This is a genomic window from Exilibacterium tricleocarpae (assembly GCF_007004655.1).
Classification (GTDB): Bacteria; Pseudomonadota; Gammaproteobacteria; order Pseudomonadales; family Cellvibrionaceae; genus Exilibacterium; species Exilibacterium tricleocarpae.
The window spans coordinates 210,464-230,535 of sequence record NZ_ML660092.1; the positions used below are offsets into that span (position 1 = coordinate 210,464).

The 20,072-nt window shown below is 57.7% G+C and carries 16 protein-coding genes; 9 read left to right on the plus strand and 7 right to left on the minus strand.

Translation table 11 applies throughout. From position 1 onward, the window contains the following. Positions 1-112 precede the first annotated feature (112 nt). The 6 genes from petA to FKG94_RS11055 all read left to right on the plus strand — a co-directional run bounded on the left by petA (position 113) and on the right by FKG94_RS11055 (position 6,205). Positions 113-706: a ubiquinol-cytochrome c reductase iron-sulfur subunit gene (gene petA / locus FKG94_RS11030; RefSeq protein ID WP_142904288.1), complete on the plus strand. Its 594-nt coding sequence runs from the start codon at positions 113-115 to the stop codon at positions 704-706. 2 nt (positions 707-708) lie between these two features. After that, positions 709-2,763 carry a ubiquinol-cytochrome c reductase gene (locus FKG94_RS11035; protein WP_142904289.1) on the plus strand — a complete coding sequence of 685 codons (2,055 nt, stop codon included), beginning with the start codon at positions 709-711 and terminating at the stop codon, positions 2,761-2,763. 115 nt (positions 2,764-2,878) lie between these two features. Then, a complete protein-coding gene (locus tag FKG94_RS11040) occupies positions 2,879-3,511 on the plus strand; it encodes a glutathione S-transferase N-terminal domain-containing protein (protein ID WP_142904290.1) in 633 nt (210 codons plus the stop codon). Positions 3,512-3,596: 85 nt separating this feature from the next. Continuing rightward, positions 3,597-3,989 (plus strand): ClpXP protease specificity-enhancing factor, encoded by a 393-nt coding sequence (locus FKG94_RS11045; protein WP_142904291.1) that lies wholly within the window; start codon positions 3,597-3,599, stop codon positions 3,987-3,989. 146 nt (positions 3,990-4,135) lie between these two features. Then, complete coding sequence (locus FKG94_RS11050) at positions 4,136-4,753, plus strand: Yip1 family protein (RefSeq protein WP_142904292.1); 618 nt, start codon at positions 4,136-4,138, stop codon at positions 4,751-4,753. Positions 4,754-5,002: 249 nt separating this feature from the next. Next, positions 5,003-6,205, plus strand: a complete 1,203-nt coding sequence (locus FKG94_RS11055) for an alkane 1-monooxygenase (protein ID WP_142904293.1) — start codon at positions 5,003-5,005, stop codon at positions 6,203-6,205. On the opposite strand, the gene FKG94_RS11060 is transcribed toward FKG94_RS11055, so the two are convergent. The 3 genes from FKG94_RS11060 to FKG94_RS11070 form a co-directional block, all read right to left on the minus strand. Continuing rightward, the gene (locus tag FKG94_RS11060; protein ID WP_142904294.1) at positions 6,190-8,178 is read right to left on the minus strand and encodes a M48 family metallopeptidase; all 1,989 of its coding nucleotides are present in this window, start codon (positions 8,176-8,178) and stop codon (positions 6,190-6,192) included. The two genes, FKG94_RS11055 and FKG94_RS11060, sit on opposite strands and share 16 nt — an antisense overlap. 88 nt (positions 8,179-8,266) lie before the next feature. Next, positions 8,267-8,863: a LemA family protein gene (locus FKG94_RS11065; RefSeq protein WP_142904295.1), complete on the minus strand. Its 597-nt coding sequence runs from the start codon at positions 8,861-8,863 to the stop codon at positions 8,267-8,269. Between the two features lie 90 nt (positions 8,864-8,953). Then, a complete protein-coding gene (locus FKG94_RS11070) occupies positions 8,954-9,844 on the minus strand; it encodes a LysR family transcriptional regulator (RefSeq protein WP_142904296.1) in 891 nt (296 codons plus the stop codon). Positions 9,845-10,501: 657 nt separating this feature from the next. Here FKG94_RS11070 and FKG94_RS11075 point away from each other — a divergent pair. Together FKG94_RS11075 and FKG94_RS11080 are read left to right on the plus strand one after the other, a co-directional pair. Beyond that, entirely contained in the window at positions 10,502-13,327 is a 2,826-nt protein-coding gene (locus FKG94_RS11075; protein ID WP_142904297.1) for a TonB-dependent receptor plug domain-containing protein, read from the plus strand. 541 nt (positions 13,328-13,868) lie between these two features. Continuing rightward, entirely contained in the window at positions 13,869-15,047 is a 1,179-nt protein-coding gene (locus FKG94_RS11080) for an acetyl-CoA C-acyltransferase (RefSeq protein WP_142904298.1), read from the plus strand. A 118-nt stretch (positions 15,048-15,165) separates the two neighbouring features. Here the strand turns inward: FKG94_RS11080 and FKG94_RS11085 are convergent, their stop codons facing one another. The 4 genes from FKG94_RS11085 to FKG94_RS11100 all read right to left on the minus strand — a co-directional run bounded on the left by FKG94_RS11085 (position 15,166) and on the right by FKG94_RS11100 (position 19,002). Beyond that, the gene (locus FKG94_RS11085; protein ID WP_142904299.1) at positions 15,166-15,741 is read right to left on the minus strand and encodes a BON domain-containing protein; all 576 of its coding nucleotides are present in this window, start codon (positions 15,739-15,741) and stop codon (positions 15,166-15,168) included. After that, positions 15,738-16,328 (minus strand): SIS domain-containing protein, encoded by a 591-nt coding sequence (locus FKG94_RS11090; RefSeq protein ID WP_142904300.1) that lies wholly within the window; start codon positions 16,326-16,328, stop codon positions 15,738-15,740. Before FKG94_RS11090 ends, FKG94_RS11085 begins: the two co-directional genes overlap by 4 nt. Before the next feature lie 177 nt (positions 16,329-16,505). After that, the gene (locus FKG94_RS11095; protein WP_142904301.1) at positions 16,506-16,979 is read right to left on the minus strand and encodes a YraN family protein; all 474 of its coding nucleotides are present in this window, start codon (positions 16,977-16,979) and stop codon (positions 16,506-16,508) included. A gap of 115 nt (positions 16,980-17,094) precedes the next feature. Continuing rightward, a complete protein-coding gene (locus tag FKG94_RS11100) occupies positions 17,095-19,002 on the minus strand; it encodes a penicillin-binding protein activator (RefSeq protein WP_142904302.1) in 1,908 nt (635 codons plus the stop codon). A 90-nt stretch (positions 19,003-19,092) separates the two neighbouring features. On the opposite strand from FKG94_RS11100, the gene rsmI reads away from it, so the two are divergent. Continuing rightward, entirely contained in the window at positions 19,093-19,953 is an 861-nt protein-coding gene (gene rsmI, locus FKG94_RS11105; protein ID WP_142904431.1) for a 16S rRNA (cytidine(1402)-2'-O)-methyltransferase, read from the plus strand. Positions 19,954-20,072: the final 119 nt, after the last annotated feature.

The following is a 20,072-nucleotide window of genomic DNA, read 5'->3' on the forward strand; positions in this document are numbered from 1 at the left end:
CCGACTTTTTTCGGCCAAATGTGCGGACTAATTTGGGTTTATCGGGTTTTTGGCCGATAGTAGTTAAGTAGTCTTTGTTGACAGTTAAAGCTGCAGATGGGAGAAAAACGTCATGAGCAATGGCGGAGCGAACGAAGGCCGGCGCCGGTTTCTGACAGCTGCCACCTCGGTGGTGGGTGCGGCCGGCGTGGTGGGTGTGGCCGTTCCCTTTGTGGGGTCCTGGAACCCCAGCGCCAAGGCGAGAGCTGCCGGTGCACCGGTTAAGGTAAACATCGGCAACATAGAGCCGGGCGGGATGGTGACCGAGGAGTGGCGCGGCAAGCCGGTTTATATCGTGCGTCGCACCCAGGCGGCACTCGACACCATCCCCAAGCTGGACGACGTGGTCGTCGACCCCCGATCTGAGGAGCCACAGCAGCCGGACTATGCGAAAAATCCCCATCGTTCGATCAAGGAAGAATTCCTGATTTTAGTCGGGCTGTGCACGCATCTGGGGTGCGCACCCATCTATCGCCCCGATGTAGGCGCCGAGGACCTGGGCGGCGATGAGTGGTTGGGAGGCTTTTTCTGCCCCTGCCACGGTTCCAAATTCGATCTGGCGGGGCGCGTGTATCAGAGCGTGCCCGCACCCACCAACCTCGTGGTGCCGCCACACTCCTATGAGAGTGCCAGTGTGGTGGTCATCGGCATAGATCAGGAGGCGTAGTTGTGACGAGATGGTTGACTGATCTGTGGCAATGGGTGGACGCCCGCCTGCCGGTGCAGCGGGCCTGGGATACCCATATGGGCAAGTACTACGCGCCCAAAAACTTCAACTTCTGGTATTTTTTCGGCGTGCTGTCGCTACTGGTGCTGGTCAATCAGCTGCTGACCGGCATCTGGCTGGCAATGAGCTATGTGCCCAGTGCCGAAGAGGCATTTGCCTCTGTCGAGTACATCATGCGGGATGTGGAATACGGTTGGCTGCTGCGCTATATGCATTCCACCGGGGCCTCGGCCTTCTTCGTGGTGGTCTATCTCCATATGTTCCGGGGATTGCTGTACGGCTCCTACAAGGCTCCGCGGGAGCTGGTGTGGATTTTCGGTATGACCATCTACCTGGTGCTGATGGCGGAGGCCTTCCTGGGGTATGTGCTGCCCTGGGGCCAGATGTCCTATTGGGGCGCCCAGGTGATCGTGTCACTGTTCGGTGCTATCCCGGTGGTGGGCGAGGACCTGGTGCAGTGGATTCGCGGCGATTACCTGATTTCCGGCATCACCCTCAACCGCTTTTTCTCTCTCCATGTGGTGGCGCTGCCGATCGTGTTACTGGCGCTGGTGGTGCTGCACCTGCTGGCGTTGCACGAAGTCGGTTCCAACAACCCCGACGGTGTCGAGATCAAAAAGAACAAGGACGAAAATGGCATTCCCAAAGATGGAGTGCCGTTTCACCCGTTCTATACCGTGCACGATCTTGTGGGAATAACGGTATTTTTGTTCGTTTTCTGCATTATTCTGTTTTTCATGCCGGAAATGGGCGGTTTCTTCCTCGAATATGCCAACTTCGAAGAAGCGAATAACCTCAAGACCCCGGAGCATATCGCACCGGTCTGGTACTTCACGCCGTTTTACGCCATCCTGCGGGCGGTAACCTTCGATATCGGGCCGCTCAACTCCAAGTTCCTGGGTTTTATGGCGATGGCGGCAGCCATTGCCATTCTGTTTGTACTGCCCTGGTTGGATAAGAGTCCGGTCAGGTCAATGCGCTACAAAGGCAATTTTAGCCGTATCGCACTGTTGGTGTTCGCCGCTGCCTTCGTTATTCTCGGGTACCTGGGGGTGAAGGCGCCGACACCGGGTCGCACCGTGCTGGCGCAGGTCTGCACCTTGCTCTATTTTGCCTATTTTATCGGCATGCCGTTCTGGACGCGCTGGGAGAAAACCCAACCGGTGCCGGATCGGGTACAGATGAAGGGGCTCGGTGCCGGTCCGGTGTTGGGTGCCCTGGCGCTGTTTGCGGTGATGGTGGTGGTGCCGATCAAGGCTGTGGGGGCGGAGTCGGCAAAGGCTTGCGGCTCTATCGACTGCGACGAGATGGTGCCGGATTTGAGGGATAAGGAGTCCCTGCAGCGCGGCGCCAAATACTTTATTAACTATTGTATGGGCTGCCACGCGGCGGAGTATTCCCGCTACGAGCGGGTCGCCGACGACCTCGAGATTCCCCACGAACTGATGATGGACAACCTGGTCTTTACCGATCAGCGGATCGGCTCGCTGATGACCATTTCGATGGATGAACAAGAGGCCAAGGGCTGGTTTGGCGCCGCGCCGCCGGACCTGACACTGGTGGCGCGCTCGCGCTCCCCGGAATGGCTCTATACTTATCTGCGCAATTTTTATCGCGATGACACGCGACCGCTGGGGGTCAACAACAAAGTGTTCGACAATGTCGGCATGCCCCACGTGATGCTGGAGCTGCAGGGCCTGCCCGAGTGCGCACCGGGGCCGTTGATGGCCGCCGGCGGCAGAGTTGAGCGCGATGAGCTGGGCGATCCGCTGATGGATGAGGAGTGCGGCAAGCTGGTGGTAGGGGACGTTAAGGGCAGTATGGAGGCGGACGAATTCGATCAGGCCATCTACGATTTGGTAAACTTCCTCGAGTATCTGGCGGAACCCATAGCCTTGGAGCGACAGCGAATCGGTATTTACGTGCTGCTGTTTTTGTCCGTGCTGTTCGTGTTTACGTACTTGTTGAATCGCGAGTATTGGCGAGAGATACACTAGGGCCTCTCTCAATGAGGGTAGACAGACCCTAGGCCCGAACCAATGCCGGGCGGTCCGTTTGTGACGTGGCCGCCCGTTTCTATTTACTGACTGCTATACAATCGAGGTGAATCCAATGGGTGTTGTGGCCAAGCGCTCATCCATGACTTATTTTTCCGACGGACGTGATCACTACAGCCACCGCGTGCGCATCGTGCTGGCGGAAAAAGGGGTGTCTGTCGATATCATAGATGTAGACGCTAAAAACAAACCCGACGAATTGGCGGATTTAAATCCCTACAATTCACTGCCTACGCTCGTGGATCGCGACCTGTCTTTGTATGAGTCCAAGGTCATGATGGAATACCTGGATGAGCGCTTCCCGCACCCGCCCCTGTTGCCGGTCTATCCGGTGGCCCGGGCCCAGAGCCGGCTGTGGATGTACCGTATCGAGCGGGACTGGTCGCCGCTGGTGGATATACTGTTTCACAGCAAGAACAAGGAGGCGATCGCCAAGGCGCGCAAAGAACTCAAAGACAGCCTGCTCGCGGTGGCACCGATCTTCTCTGAAATGCCGTTTTTCATGAGTGAAGAGTTCACCATTGTCGACTGCTGCATGGCGCCGATTCTCTGGCGTCTCGACGTCATGGAAATCAAACTGCAGAAAACCAAGCAGACCCAGCCGCTGATGGATTATATGGAGCGGTTATTTGAGCGTGATGCTTTCCGGGAAAGCCTCACGGAGTATGAAAAAGAGATGCGTGCCTGAGTTTGCGCGCCCGGTCCGCTGACGGATACCGGGAAGCTGCGAGGGCCCGGCTTGCCGCGACCGATTTGACGAGATTGTTCCGCCAATGACTATGACTTCGAGTCGCCCCTATATGATCCGCGCCCTTTATGAGTGGATCGTCGAAAACAAGTGCACCCCCTACATCCTTGTGGATGCCCATGCGGAAGGTGTGGAGGTGCCGCAGCAGTACGTCAACAAAGACGGGCAAATTGTGCTCAATATAGCCCCCAGTGCTGTGATGAGCCTGTTGGTGGACAACAACGGTGTATCCTTCAACGCCCGTTTTGGCGGCATTCCCACGGATATTTGCGTGCCCAGTCACGGTGTGCTGGGAATTTATGCCCGGGAAAACGGCCAGGGTATGATCTTTGAAGCTGAAACCCAACCGGACCCGCCGGTACCAACTCCGCCGCCGGAAGACGGCGGTAAAAAGCACCGTCTGCGGGTTATTAAGTAGGGCGGCACAACAGCCCTACATTTTATATGTCAACAAACTTTTAGAAATTCTTTTTTAATTTCGAATTCTTATTTGTTCCGCTGTCGGTCTACGCGACATACTCCCTGGTGTCAATCACTGATTTAACTGGCCTAAGGAGTCGTTAGATGGCGATTTTGGAACATACCCTCGGTATCCTGCTGCATCCCGACAGCGAGTGGAAAGCCATTCGCAATGAGCGTCATTCTTTCCTGCAAGTGTTTGTCAGTCATGTGCCGATTCTGGCATTGATTCCCTGCCTGTCGTTTTACTACGGTGTTACCCAGGTGGGGTGGAGCATCGGCGGCGGTGATCCGGTGAAACTGACCGCCGGCAGTGCCCTGTCCCTGTGTGTGCTGACTTACATAGCCATGTTGCTAGGCGTGTTGGTGCTGGGGGAGTTTATCAACTGGATGGCAAAAACCTATGGTGTCAGCGACGATGCCAAAACCCGGCATTACGAAGGCACAGCGTTGGCTGTGTATATCACGGTCCCCGTGTTTCTGGTCGGCATCTTCGGGGTTTATCCCGAAATGTGGCTGAATGCAACCGTCACCATTCTGGCCGGCTGTTATTCGGTATATCTGGTCTACGAAGGCATTCCCATTTTGATGAACATACCTAAAGAGCGGGCTTTTATGTATGCCAGCTCGGTGGTCACTGTCGGGCTGGTGATGCTGGTGGTGGTACGAGTCGGGTCCGTTATTCTCTGGGGCGTCGGGTTTGGGCCTGTCTACGTGGATTAGGTGAACATCGACAGGCTATAGTTGACGGCTGGCGGCCGGCCACAGTGATACTGAGCTGTTAGCTGTTAGCTGTTAGCTGTTAGCTGTTAGCTGTTAGCTGTTAGCTGTTAGCTGTTAGCTGTTAGCCTGCCTGTCACATATTGACCATTTTTGTGTCACTAGCAGCACTTACCCCTCTCCGGTCCCGGGCAGATAATCTGTACCTCCTGTAACTCATCGCCGAACGGCGCAATCAATGAGGTTGGATGCATGACAGTCTATAGCCTGGAGATGCCGGATAAAGGCACCATCACCTATCGAGACAACAAACGCTACTGGTGGCTGCTGTCGATTTTTAACCCCTTGCTTGGCTTTGTCGGTATCGGCCTGCACGCGGCGACAGGCAACGAGTGGATGCTGTTGGCGCCGCTGGTGTTCAGCTACACGGTGGGGCCGTTGCTCGACTGGTGGTGGGGCGAAGACGAGAATAATCCGCCGGAAGAAATCGTGCCCCTGCTGGAGCAGGATCGCTACTATCGCTACCTGACCTATCTGGCGGTACCTTTTCAGTTTATCGGTTTCCTCGGTCTGGCAATCTGGCTGGGGACCCAGGAGCTGGGCCTGGTGGGCTATATCTGTATCACCGTGGTGGCCGGCCTCGGCTCGGGACTCGGTATCAACACCGGTCATGAACTGGGCCATAAGAGCACCAAGCTCGAGCGCTGGCTGGCCAAGATAGTGCTTGCCGTACCCGCCTACGGCCACTTCTGGATTGAGCATAACCTCGGCCACCACCGCGATGTGGCCACGCCGGACGATCCCGCCAGTTCGCGTATGGGGGAGAACTTTTACCGGTTTATGGTGCGCGAGATACCCGGCGCCTACCTGCGTGCCTGGCGGCTTGAGCGCCAGCGGCTGGCACGGGAACACAAGCCCGTCTGGCACTGGCACAATTCCATACTGCAGTCCTTTGCCATTACGGCGGTCCTGCAACTGGGGCTGATCGCGGTATTCGGCTGGATTATGGTGCCGTTTTTACTGGGCCACAATGTGCTGGCCTGGCTGCAGTTGACCAGCGCCAATTACGTCGAGCACTACGGCCTGTTGCGGGAGAAACTCGATAACGGCCGCTATGAAACCACCAAACCCTGGCATTCCTGGAACAGCAACCACAAGTTTACCAACCTGATGCTGTTTCACCTGGAGCGCCATTCCGACCACCACGCCAATCCGGCGCGCCGCTATCAATCGCTGCGTCATTTCGAGGATTTGCCGCGCCTGCCGAACGGGTATTACGGCATGTTTCTGGTGGCCTATATCCCCTGGCTGTGGTTTAAGATCATGGACCCCGCGCTGTTGCAGTTAAAACATATCGACGGCGATCTCAGCAAGGTCAATATCGATCCGAAAAGGCGCGATGAGATCGTCGCGCGCTATGGCAACGGGAAGCGGCCGGTTCAGGCCAGCGCCTGATCTGGCAGCAGCGGCGGCACCGGACAGTCGAGGGAGTCGGCGACAGCGCGGAACAGTTCCGCCTCCGCCGTGGTTACGGTGCCGTCGTCGGTAACGCAGGTGGCCAGGCCTTTCAGCAGCAGCGGCTTTTGCAGCGGTTTGAGCTGGCGCAGTTGGTCCAGCGCTTGATCCAGGTCCGGCAAGCGGATGGGTTCGTCTGCCAGCATCGTCAATTGAGTCAACCCCATTTCCCGCGCCCCTCGCTCGAAGGCCTGCAGGGCCTGTTGCCGGTCGCTGTGCCCGATCCTCGCAAGGCTGCTCAACAACTGCCGGCAGGCCGGCTGGGTATGCGCCAGGTTCTTGTGCGCGCTGCCGGGTCCCGACGCTTCGGTATTATTGAGCACAATGCGATACAGCGCCCATTCAAACAGCTCCACCTTGTTGTCGGCGCGGATCAGCGCCACCAGATTGCGCTTGAAGACCTGATACTGCGTTGATGACAGCGCTTTTAAGGCGGGTATGGTGAGCTCCAGCAGCGGCAGCCTCAGGCTGGCCGACAATTGGCCCACCCGCCCCGCTAGCGTTTCCAGGAGCTTTTGAACGCCGGGGTGGGCCTGTTCGCGCAGCAGTTGCAGTTGTTCCTCCCGCAGTGCGGCCTCCTCACTCAACAACAGGGAATACACCAGTGCCCGTGCGGCAAAGGGTTCGTGGGCGGCCTCCAGCAAATCTTCCGGTATCTCGCCGAGCAGGGTTTGGGCTCGGGCTACATGTGCCGGGCTCGGGTTACCGATAGCCTCGATTGCCGACGCCGACGCCGACGCCGACGCCGACGCCGACGCCGATGCCGATGCCGATGCCGATGCCGATGCAACTGCGGTATCCGCAAAACCGCTGGTTGTTTCGGGCTCCGGTCTTTGGCCAGCCTCAGGCGGCGGCGCTGCCACGGCGGGGAATTCGCCGTCCCAGCGGGGATCGATACGGCTGATGCGTTGTGGCAGGGGCGGGTGGGTGGCCATCAAACTCCCCAGCGCTGTGGTAACGCCCTGCCCGAAGTACATATGGCTGAACTCCGCCGCCGCGGGCGCGGCGAGCAGTGAGCCGTAACTGTGGCCGCCGATTTTCTTCAGGGCGCCGCCGATACCGGCGGGATTACGGGTAAACTGCACGGCGGAGGCGTCGGCGAGAAATTCCCGCTGGCGGCTCACCGCCGCTTTGATAATGTTGCCGAAAAAAGTGCCGGCATAACCCACCACTATCAGGGCCAGGCCGAGGAAGAACAGCCCGCTGGCGCTGCTGGTGCTGCGCCGGCTCGACGCCAGGCTGCTGTAGCCGGCGCCGCGTATCAACAGATACCCGAGCAAACCGATCACCAGAATACCGTGCAGGATACCCACCAGGCGGATATTGAGTCGCATATCACCGTGCAGCACGTGGCTGAATTCGTGCGCCATAACCCCTTGCAGTTCATCGCGGGTCAGCAGCTTGACGCAACCGCGGGTGACCCCGATCACCGCATCCCGGGCCTGGTAGCCCGCGGCAAAGGCATTGATGCTGTCATCTTCGATCAGGTAAACCGGCGGCACCGGCGTGCCCGAGGCGATGGCCATTTCCTCTACCACATTGAGCACTCTTTTTTCATCGAGGTCGCGGGTGTTGAGGTTCAACAGGCGTCCGCCCATGGCCTCGGCAATGGCCTGGCCGCCCCGATTCAACTGTATGAGCTTGTAAGCACTGCCGAGTGCCACTACCGCGCCGACACCAAGGCTGATGTAGGCGAACAGTTCCCAACTCATGGCGCGCGCGGCGAGGGCGAACACACTGGTGCCCGGCTCGTAAGCGGCGACGCCGGCATCGGGGCCTAACTGAAAATAGTACATAAGGCCGGCGGCCAGCAGCGTGGTAATGCCGACCAGGCTCGCAACCGCCAGCACCAGCAATGCCACCAGCCAGATCGTATTGCGCCGCGCCTGATCCTGGTGTTGAAAGAAGTTCACGATGAAACACCCACCATCATTTTAACGGCCGCCGGCGGCGGCCCTGGATTCAGTGGCAGTCTCTGATTCAACAAAGACGTCGAGGTATTTAAAACGATACTGAGGGTGCGGCCTGTATCTCCGCACTGTCGTCGAACTCCAACAGACTGGCGTCGCTGCCGTGGCCAAACAAACCGGCCAGCATGACCGGCGGAAAGCTCTGGCGGTAGGTATTGTAGGTGGCGACTGCGTCGTTGAAGGCCTGGCGGGCGAAGGCGATCTTGTTTTCCGTGCTGGTCAGCTCTTCGGAAACCTGCATCATATTTTGATTGGCCTTCAGGTCCGGATAGGCTTCCATAACCACGTTGAGCCGCCCCAGCGCACCGCTGAGTATGCCCTCGGCGCCACCGAGTTGGTCGATAGCCGCTTTGCTGCCGGGGTCGGCGCTGGCGGCCTGCAATCCCGCCAGCGCGGCGTTGCGGGCGCTGATCACGGCCTCGAGAGTCTCCCGTTCGTGCTTCAGATAACCCTTGGCGGTCTCCACCAGATTGGGAATCAAATCATAGCGTCGCTTCAACTGCACCTCAATCTGCGCAAAGCCGTTCTGGTAGCGGTTTTTCAGGCTGACCAGTTTGTTGAAAATACTGATAACGTAAAAAATCAACCCAAACAGAACGACCAGGGTGATGATTGAAGAGATATCCATGTTCCAGTTCCTTGCGTGGGTGTGAACGTAGTTATAAATGTAGTGATGAAAGTCGCGGTCAAACGGATGTAGGAATACTACACCAGCTTTTTACTGTTTCAAACTTGAGGTCAGTTTTGCGCGCAGCCACTGACTGGCCGGGTCCAGGTCGGCCGACTTATGCCAGTATAGATACATTTCCACCGGCGGTACCGCAAACGGCAGTGCCAGCGCGCGGGTGGCATGGAATCTGGAGAACGAGTGGATGGTGGTCATCGACATATCGGTGCGGCGCAACAGCTCCGGCACCATCAGCGAGTGCTGGGTGCGCATGGCGATGCGGCGAAATTTGCCGATCTTCTCCAACTCGCGGTCGAGCATACTCTGGCCGTCGCGGCGACTGGTCACCAGGATATGTGGCAGTGTCAGGTACTTCTCCAGTGTGAGGGTCTCGCGGGTGATCGGGTGGTCCTCGCGCACCACGCAGACTACCTCGTCTTCGGTAAGCTTCTGGTGGCATAACTGCGGGTCGGACAGTACCGGCGCGTCGACGACAAAATCGAGGCGGCCATTGGCCAGTTCCTTGATGCTGTCCTCGCGCGGGACCTGAAAGCTCTCGATGACGATACCCGGCGCCTCGCGCTGCAGGCTGCCCAACAAATCGGGGAAAAGCTGCGCTTCGTTCAGGTCGCGCATACTGAAGCGAAACCGCTTGTCGGACGTCGCCGGGTCGAAGGATTTCAGTTTGTGCAGGCTGGTATTCAGGGTTGCCAGGGCCTCGCGCACCGGCCCGATAATATTTTGTGCGCCAGGGGTGGGCATCATACCGCGGCCCGAGCGCACAAACAGCGGGTCGTCAAACAGTTCACGCAGGCGATTGAGGGTGTTGCTCATGGCCGGCTGGGTGACATGCAGGCGCTCGGCGGCGCCGCTCAGGCTCGACGCCGTGTAAATGGCATCGAAGGCGACAAACAGGTTCAGATCGACCTTATTGAGTTTCATGGGAGGGTTTTGTTCCGCCAAAATATAAATTTGACTTATATTAAAACATATACAAAATAAACTATTAACTGTGCAGGTGCTTGGATTACACTCGGGCACATAATGAAAACAAGCCGTAAAGCCGTCATACGATTCCGGTTGCTGAGGTTGAGCGAAATATCGAGCGATGAAGAAGGCGATGAAAGAGCGATGAAAGAGCGATGAGAGAGGGCTACAAATAATTTGAACAAGACCACTATCGTCGAGTTTATTGACGACACCCCTCAAACCCAACATACAGCACCTGCTGCCTCGCCAATCCGCATCCGGCGCCAACTGTCGCCAGCGATACTCAGTTCACTATTGCCAATATTGAATCAAGCAACTACACATTATGTACCGGCAATTGCCGTGCAGGAGAAGCTGGACTAGGCTACTTATTGACTTTTAATAAAATAAAAAAAGACAAGACGCTATTGACCAGGCCAGGCATGGGTTGGCGGTATTGCCCGTCTTCAAGTTCCTTTGTTTGGTTGTGTATTTGGCTATAAGAATAATCAAAGCGAGGAGGAAGTAGTGGTGGACTTAATAAAACATGTCCCGTTCGTACGCAGTAAGTTACCTAAATCCATAGCCTTGGCCACGGCGGCTTTTTCGGTTGTCGGTCTTCCATCAGCCTTGGCTCAGAATAATGCAGCGGAAGAGTTGGAAGAGGTTATCGTCACCGGGAGTTATATTAAAGGCACTCCCACGGATGCACCCTCACCGGTATCTGTCGTCGACCGGGCTGAGTTGGAACAGCGAGGTACGCCCTCCGTTATTGATATTGTGCAAAGTTTTTCTTTTTCATCGGGAACGGAAAATCAAAGCAACCAATTTGCATCAAACAATACCCAGGGCACGGCCAATATTAACCTGCGCGGACTCGGCTTGAGCCGAACGCTGGTGTTGATGAACGGCCGGCGTATGGTCACGGCGTCGATGCCGGCCAATGACGGCTCGGCGTTTGTTGATATAAACACTATTCCAGCACTGGCGATCCAGCGTATCGAGGTGTTGAAAGATGGCGCCGCTGCCACCTACGGTTCCGATGCGATTGCCGGAGTGGCCAATTTTAATACTCGCGGTGATTTCGAAGGATTGGAGTTTAGCGGGTCGTTCACTGATGTCGACGGCAGCGATGGTGACTTTGAGTTGGGTGCGATATGGGGGGTAGCCGGCGATAACTACAATTGGGTCACATCCATCGGCTATAACGAACGCACTGAACTTCCCAATAGCGAACGCCTTGATATTATTACCCCGCGAGTTGATACGTTGCCGACACCGGTCACCTTTGCCGTCGGCGCTCCGGCGGGACTGACCTTGTTCGGGCAGTCTTCGACGGGGAACCCGGGCTCTTTTATCCCTATTTCTGCCGCAGCCGCAGCCGATGGTGTCAGTGAACTGGATGCTTTTCTATCTACGACTCGCGGCTTTAACCCGGGTCTTAGGGCTGGGCTGGTCAGGGATCCGAATTGTGAAGCTGCAGGTGGCGTAGTCTCAACCTCAAATCGCTGTGGTTTCAATTTTGTGCCTTTCAGCAACCTTATCGAAGATGAGGAGCGGCTGCAGTTATTCTCCGAGTTGAGGTATAGCCTATCGGATACAACGACTTTTTACGGTGAAGTCCTTTACGCTAACACTGATATTCCCAATTTTAAAACTTCGCCCTCTTTTCCGCCGGCGGTAGAGACGGACCCGTCGAGATATATTGCCCCGGATCATCCGGGGTTGGTGCGTTTTCTCAGCGAAAATCCGGGGATTATGACCGGCGGTGCTCCTAATGCAGGTCTCCCGCCTCTCACCGCAGATTTTAGCGGTGGCGCCGTTTTCCTGGGCCGTCCGATCGGCGTGACCGGCCCGGCTGAGGAGGGCACCCGGGAGCAGACGACCTATCGGTTTCTGGCCGGACTGGAAGGTGAATTTGCCAATGGTATGACCTACAACACGTCTTTGATGTATTCCGAAAATGAATTTAATGGGACTGCCATCGACACAGTAACGTCCCGTTACTCTGAGGCCCTGGCCGGATTGGGTGGACCGGATTGCACGGGCACAACACCGGGCGAAAACGGCTGTTTGTATTACAACCCGTTTAGTTCTGCCATACCCGGTTCGCCAAACTTCGATGCTGCCCTGGCAAATTCGCCGGAGTTATTGGAGTGGCTGGTCGATGAAGTAGACCAGACCAATACCAGTTCGCTGCTGGTTTTTGAAGCGGTGTTTACGGGCCAGGTCGGCGAGTTCAATGGCGAGCCGCTTGGTTATGCGGTGGGCCTGCAGTACCGGGACGAAGAGCTGGATGTTGATTTCAAGGGATTGGGCGATATCGATGAGAATCCCGGTGTGGTGAATCCGTTGAGTGGCGGTCGTCCGGGTGTATTCACCTTTGTTAGAGGCGGCACCGATTCAACCGTGGATCAGGACGTATATGCCCTGTTTGGCGAGCTTGCTGTCCCGCTGGCGGAGAATCTCGATCTGCAACTGGCCCTCCGGTACGAGGACTACGGCGGTAATATCGGTGACAGCATTGATCCGAAGGTTGCCCTGCGCTGGGATATCAACGAGATGTTAACCCTGCGGGGATCGGCCAGCACCACCTTCCGTGCGCCGTCATTGAACCAGAACACCGGGCAGTCGACAGCGCTTGAGTTTAATGGTCGTGAGCTGGCATTCAAGGCCGTCGACCGCATCGGCAACCCAGATTTGGATCCAGAAGAGGCCGTCACCTTTAATGTCGGTGCGATTATCAGACCGTCGGATTTTTCTGAAATAACCCTGGATTATTGGAGCTTCAGTTTCAGCGATCCGATTGTGCGGGAAGATCCGAATGCCTTGATTACTGATGTAGCGGCGCAGAATGAGGGTAATATCTGCGGCTTCAGTGATCAGATCGAGTGCGACGGTTTGGGACGTATCGCGCGGATTACCACCAATTTTGTCAACGGACCTGATATCGAAACCAACGGTATTGATTTATCCGCCGTCTATAATCTTGCGGAGTATTGGACATTCGGCTTGGACTTGACCTACGTGAATGAATACGAGGTCGATCCGTTCCAGGGCCGGGGAAGCTTTGATGCAGCCGGCTCCCTGAATGCGGCGACTTTTGTCAGGCCCATTCCCGAGTTAAAAGGGGCTTTTAATGTCAATTTCAATATGGAAAATCATAACGTCCGTTTCATTACGTCCTATATTGACAGCTACACCGACAATGCCAGTGATGTGCTGCTCGGCACGGTCTTTGAGGATGCGATCTTCAATCGAGAAATCGACTCCCATGTGACCTACGATCTTTTCTACACCTTCACCTTCAACGAGGACGACACTGTTCTTTCAGCCTCGGTCATAAATCTGTCCGACGAGGACCCGCCCGAGGTCCGTGCCGATCTCCGCTACGACGCACAGACCCACAATGCTTTCGGGCGTATGATCAAGGTAGGTTTCAAGCACAGGCTCTAATTAACTGCACTGATATGGTGAGGCCGACCCACCAACTTGGTGCGAGGCCACAGCGACAGGCCACCCCCGGGTGGCCTTTTTTGTTTCTATGGTAAGGTTTGGCACCAGTGTCGTTCTGGCATGACTATCGCTTCGAAATGTTTGGGGAAGGGCTTAGGGAAAAAGTCCAAGGAAAGGTCAAAGGAAGGTGGGTTGGGCTTTGGGGCAAAGCCGGACGATTTTGTTGCTGCATTTGTTGTGGGTGCTGGTTCGGTGCCGTAAGTCTGCACTGAAATTACAGCGGGCAGTGTTTCAAGGGTTATCTGCCTCGCGTATACTTGGCGGCCGAGGTTAACGTACACCGTAACCTCTTATTATGTAGCACCGGCGGTCGTTAATCGCGGCTTCGGTGACGCGAAGAGTTGCCAGTTCAGCACAACAATAACAAGCGCGGGTGTCGACTTCTATCGGCCGTCGAGCAGCAGAGAGTGGATAATCGGCCGGATCGTCCAGTGGGTTTAGCGGCGGTGTGGCCAACAAATTGGGTATTTGGAGTCTGACTATGACTGACGCGATTGTAATTGTAGGCATTGCCCGCACCGCCATGGGCGGCATGCAGGGTGATCTGAGTGGGTTGAGTGCACCGCAACTGGGCGCTGCGGCCATCAAGGCGGCACTGGCAGATGCCGGGGTGCAGCCACAGGATGTGGATGAGGTACTGATGGGGTGTGTGCTGCCGGCCGGCACCGGCCAGGCGCCGGCGCGCCAGGCAGCGCTTGGGGCGGGGCTGCCGGAGAGCGTCCCGTGCACCACCGTCAACAAGGTCTGCGGTTCCGGGATGAAAACCGTAATGATGGCCTGCGACGCGCTGGCGCTGGGCCACGGGGATGTGATTGTCGCCGGTGGTATGGAGAGCATGAGCAACGCGCCTTATATGCTGCCCAAAGCCAGAGCCGGGTACCGTCTCGGCCACGGCGAGGTGGTTGACCATATGTTCTTCGATGGTCTCCAGGATGCCTATGAGGGCGGCTTGATGGGCACTTTTGCCGATGCGACCGCCAAAAAATACGACTTCAGCCGTGAGGCCCAGGACGAGTACGCCATAGAGTCGCTGACACGGGCCAAGGCGGCCATTGAGGGCGGCAACTTCAAGCGCGAGATAACCCCGGTGGCAATCAAGACCCGCAAGGGTGAGGTCACCGTCGATACCGATGAACAGCCCGGCAATGCCCGCCCGGACAAGATTCCGCAGTTGCGACCGGCGTTTGCGAAAGACGGCACCGTGACGGCAGCGAACGCCAGCTCAATTTCCGATGGCGCCGCCGCGCTGGTATTGATGCGTGAGTCGGAGGCGCAAAAGCGCGGCCTCAAACCGCTGGCGGTGATTCGCGGCCAGTCCCAGCACGCCCATGAACCGCAGTGGTTTACCACAGCGCCGGTGGGTGCGTTGAAAACACTGCTGGATAAAGTGAGTTGGACCGTTAACGATATCGACCTGTTCGAGATTAACGAAGCGTTTGCCAATGTGCCTATGGCGGCGATGAAAGAGTTGGATATTCCCCATGCCAAGGTGAATGTGCACGGTGGTGCCTGCGCCCTGGGTCATCCGCTGGGCGCCTCGGGGGCGCGAATTATCGTCACCCTGCTGGCCGCGCTGGAAACCCATGGTAAGAAGACTGGTATGGCAAGTTTGTGTATTGGTGGTGGGGAAGCTACTGCGATTGCGATTGAGAGGGTCTAGGCTCCGATACAGGTGCCATCGCTGAGGGGAGTGGGCCCCCTCGAAGGGGTCGGGGTGCCGACCCCGCATCGTGCCGACCCCGCATCGTGCCGCCGGAGGTGGTGCCAATAGCAAAACTTCAGTTAAGGTATTCAATCGCTTTCACCACTTTCTGCACACCGCCGGTGGTGCGGGCCACCTCGGCGGCCCGGTCGGCTTCGGCGTGAGACAGCAGTCCCATCAGGAACACCGTCCCGTTTTCGGTAACCACCTTGATACGATTGCTGCTGATATCCCGGTGCGCCATCAATTTAGTCTTTACTTTGGTGGTGAGCCAACTGTCATTGGTGCGCGCCAGAATCGAGAGTTTGCCCTGTACCTGCAGCTCGTTGTACACCTGCCGGACTTTTGGAATTTTAGCCGCCGTCTCGCTGGCCAGGGTGCGCAGCTCTGCCGACTTCACCTGCCCGGTCAGCAAGAGCACACCGTTGTAGCTGGTCACGTTGATATGGGCGTTGTTCAACGCCGGATGCGCTTTTTTGATATTGACTGCGGCAATGGTTTCGAGCCGCTGGTCATCGATCATGGTGCCAAATGTGCGCTTGCCCGGATCGGGTTTGATGGGGTCCTTCGAGGTGGCGTTGATCACCGACACACAGCCGCTGCCGAGCAGGCAGGTGGTGATTATTCCCCAGGTCAATAGCGTTCTGGTCATGACTCCTGTACTCCGAATAATTGGTGATCAATCAAGTCACACAAACAAAAAATGATAAGCAGATGAATTTCGTGAATGCGCGCCAGTGAATCCACGGGTACGTGCAGTTCAATGTCGTTGACATCCAAAAGTGCGGATATGTTCCCACTGTCGCGACCGGTGAGAGCTATGATTGCCATTTCCCGGTCGTGGGCGGCACCGATGGCCGGCACCAGATTGCTCGGGTTGCCGCTGCCGCTGAGGATTACCAGCAGGTCCCCGGCCTGCCCGAGAGCCCGAATTTGTTTTGCGTAGATTTCGTTAAAGCTGTAGTCGTTGGCGATCGAGGTCTGAGTCGTAACATCGTTGCCCAGCGCCACGGCGGGTAAACTGGGCCGCTCCTGCTCAAACCGGTTGACCAGGCTGGAGGTAAACACCTGGCCGTTGGCGGCGGAGACCCCATTGCCGCAGATAAGCAGTTTTTTACCGTCGAGCAGGGCGTGCACGATCATGCGGCTGGCTTCCTCAATCAGGGGCGCCAGCCCTTCGCCGACCTGCATCTTGGCCTCAATGCTCTCGTGAAACAATGTAATTACACGCTGGTTCATAGTCACTGCTTCCACCGACATACATTCACCGAAAAACTGAGTATTAAATCGCACACGGCGTTAAAACCGAGTTGTTGAAAACAAGCCGCTTAACCAAGCCGTCGCATCGAAAACCGCATCACCACACTGTGAAATAGGCCAGCATACCAAAAACGAGCCGGCGGCGGCGCATCGGCGTTAATTGTAAGCGCTGAAGGCATCGCGAAACCAGTGGGTTTCCTCGCTGTCCGCAATACCCGCCTCGGCCTTTGGCATTGGGTCCCGATCGCAGGTGGTGTTGTCAGGGGCGGCTTGGTCGGCATGACTGCCGGCAGAGTCAACGACATCGAAGGCAATGACGTCGAAGCGACAGCGGGTAGTTTCGGTCAGTCGGTGAGCCTGCAGGAAAAACGCGGCGGTGCGAATGATTTTCTGCTGCTTTTTGGCCGTCACCGTTGCTGCCGCCGCGCCGAAGCGCGATGCCGACCGCAAGCGCACCTCGACAAAAACCAGCACCTCCCCGTCTCGCATAATCAAATCGATTTCGCCCGCTTTACAACGATAGTTACGGGTTACCGGTTGCAGGCCCTGGGATATAAGGTAAGCCTGGGCCCGCTGTTCGGCCCGGTCGCCGCGCATACCGGCGGTCGCTTTGTCGCGCTTGGTAGACATTTTTGGTTAACCGTCCCTGGTTGTTTGTTTTAGAGATAGCGTTTAACTAGTGGGTTTGAACATCAACGAATACCTTTCCCGCCCGCCGTCGCGATACTAATTGTTGCCGGCAGTGCTAATTGACGTAGTTGCCCGATACCACCACCGGCAGGGGGCGGGCCAGCCCTTTGCGCATCTGCGCCCAGATTTGCTCCCGCTCTATTTTCTTGTTGGCCAGCAGCCGCAGCGCGCCGGTGGCGCCGTAGAAGCGTGTCTGCGGTACCTGGTCGAGCTGTTTCAGGCGCGGGTAGAGGCGGTAGGCGTCGACGCCCATGGCGTACAGGTTCTGGAACGCGGGCGCGGGCTTGGCGGCCCGGTTGACGACACGCTTTTCGGGGCTCGCGGTTTCAAAGACCCAGGGCAGGGTGCTGAACTTGATGCCCTCCAGGTCGCCATCGCTTTTTTTATCGGCAACCCCGGCATAGATATGACGGGTGGCGTACACCGGCAGGTCACCGGCGAAATAGTAGGCCAGGGTCGGTTTCAACTGGCGTGCCTCGGGCGGGTTGGCGACCATAAAGATCATATCGACGTCCTGGCGCCGGCGCTCCTCGAATTCCAGCGGTATACCCACACCCAGACGCCGGCGCAGACGCTTGGCCCGCTGGCTGCTCTGTTCGACATGCAGGCCGTTTTTGATCACCTGGATATAGCTGGCCTGGTTGGCGAAGCGGCTGTCCTCCACCACCAGCCCCCCGAGCTGCAGCCACTCATCGTTGAAGGCCATGGCGCCGCGATCGCCCAGATGGCTGGCGGGGGCGAGGATCATTGCCTGCCGGTGCCCCTCGAGCCAGGCGCGGCGGGCGGCCTGGCGTGCTTCATCCTCAATCGCCAGGCCGAACTGATAGAGCCCGAGCGCGAATACGCCCTCGCTGTCGATATGGTTCATGGCCAGGGTCGGTACCGGCAGCGCTTCGCGTTGATTGAGTTGCTCGAGGTTGTCTTTCACCAGCGGACCCACCACCATTTCGGCGCCCTCGGCGACGGCGCGGTCATAGATAGTATTGATATCGCCCTGACTGGTGTCGTAGAGCCTAATCGTCGGCGTCTGGCTCTGGCGCCCGTGGGCCTGGTAGTAGGCGGCAAAAAAACCGTCGCGGATCGCCTTGCCGGCAGCGCCCCATCTGCCTTCGGTGGGCAGTAACAGTGCCACCTGCAGCGGCCGCTCGTTGATCAGTTGGCGCAACAGTTGCAGATCGCCGGGCAGGCGCAGGCTGGCCGGGTGTTCCGGCCACAGGGCAATCCACTGATCCACCTGCAGCAACTGGCGCTCCAGATCGGTCTGGTTGTTCTTGCTGAGTGCGGCGAGGTTATACCAGCCTTTCAGCAGTGAATCGTGTTCTTTGCTGCTCAGGTACTGTAATTGTTCCAGGGGCAGGGTCATCAGGGTGCGCCAGATGGCGTCCTGATTATTGTCACCGGCTTCGGTGTCGACCAGCAGCTCTGCCAGTGCCAGGCGCTCGCGCACGCTGGCGGCGGCCTCGCCCAACAGAGCAAACAGGTCGGCGCGGCGGTGGCGCAGGGTCAATGCCGCCTCTGTTTCCAGGGTTGGCCACAGTTGCTCCAGGCGCGGGTTTTTCAAAATACGCTGGGCCAGGAAGTAGGCGTCGCCGGCCATGGCGGTATCGCTGTAGAGCAGGGTGTACAGGATAAAGTCGGCGTCGCCGAGGGCTCCGGCGTCCAGGGAGCCGAGCAGGTTGCGGGCCCAGTCTGTCTCGCCCAGGCTGTGGAGCAGCTCGGCGGCCTGCAGAAAAATCTGTTCTTTTTGCGGAGAAGTGCTATTTTGCGCCTGCTCGAGCATTTGCCGGATTTCCTCGAGGCTGGCCTGGGAGATCGGCGGTTGCTCGCCGTCCGGTTGCGGCGGTGAGGTGCCGCAGCCGCTGATGATGACGGCGAGGCAGAGCGCGGCCGCCGCCAGTGCCCGGGTGGCGCGCGACCGCTCAGGGGCCGGCTGCGGGCGTAAAGAGTGAATAGCGATGTCCATAAATCGTCTCCTAAACCAGCTTCCACCGCCAGCAACAGGGTTGTGTCTATGACCGGGACAAGGACCAAGACAAATTTGAGTGCCACAGCGATGTCCGGTACCGCCACGCACCGGCGCGGTGTGCTCTATGTGGTGGCGACCCCGATAGGCAATTTGGCGGATATGGTACCGCGAGCGGTGGAAACTCTTCAAACGGTGGATCTTATCGCTGCTGAGGATACCCGTCACAGCGCTCGCCTGCTGGAACATTTTCACATATCCACACCGATGCTGGCCTACCACGATCACAGTGATGAAAGCCAGGTGGAGCGGCTGCTCGAGCGGCTGCGCAACGGGGAGACGCTGGCACTGATTGCCGATGCCGGCACGCCGCTGGTGTCGGACCCCGGTTTTCGCCTGGTGCGGGGTGCGCAGGCGGCGGGGGTGCCGGTGGTGCCGATTCCCGGGGCCTGCGCCCTGGTGGCCGCCCTGAGCGCCGTCGGTCTGCCCTGTGACCGGTTTGCCTTCGAGGGCTTTCTGCCGGCGAAGCCGGGCCAGCGTCGCAACCGGCTGCAGGCTCTGGCGCAGGAGCCGCGTACGCTGATTTTTTACGAGGCGCCGCACCGGGTGCTGGCCTGCCTGGAGGATATGGCCGCGAGCTTCGGTGCCGGGCGCGAGGCGGCGGTGGCGCGGGAGTTAACCAAGACCTATGAAACTATCCGTACTGGCACGCTGGCGGAGTTGGTTGCGTTTGTCGGTGCCGACCGCGACCAGCAGCGTGGTGAGATTGTCCTGTTGGTACGAGGCTACAAGCGCGAGCCGGAGTCACTGGATGCCGAAGCGCAACGGGTGATGGAAGTGCTGCTGGCGGAGTTGTCGGTCAAGCAGGCGGCGGCGCTGGGGGCAGAGATTACCGGGACAAAGAAAAAGGTGCTGTATCAGTGGGCGCTGGCACAAGGTGGTAACGATTGAGTGGGGTCCGGTACGGGTGGTCCGGTGTGGGGTCGGTATCGGTATGGGGTCGGGGGGGGGGGTGGTTTTTTTATTAGAGTGTGTGAGGTAAAAAATAAAAAAAAAACAAAACCAAAAAC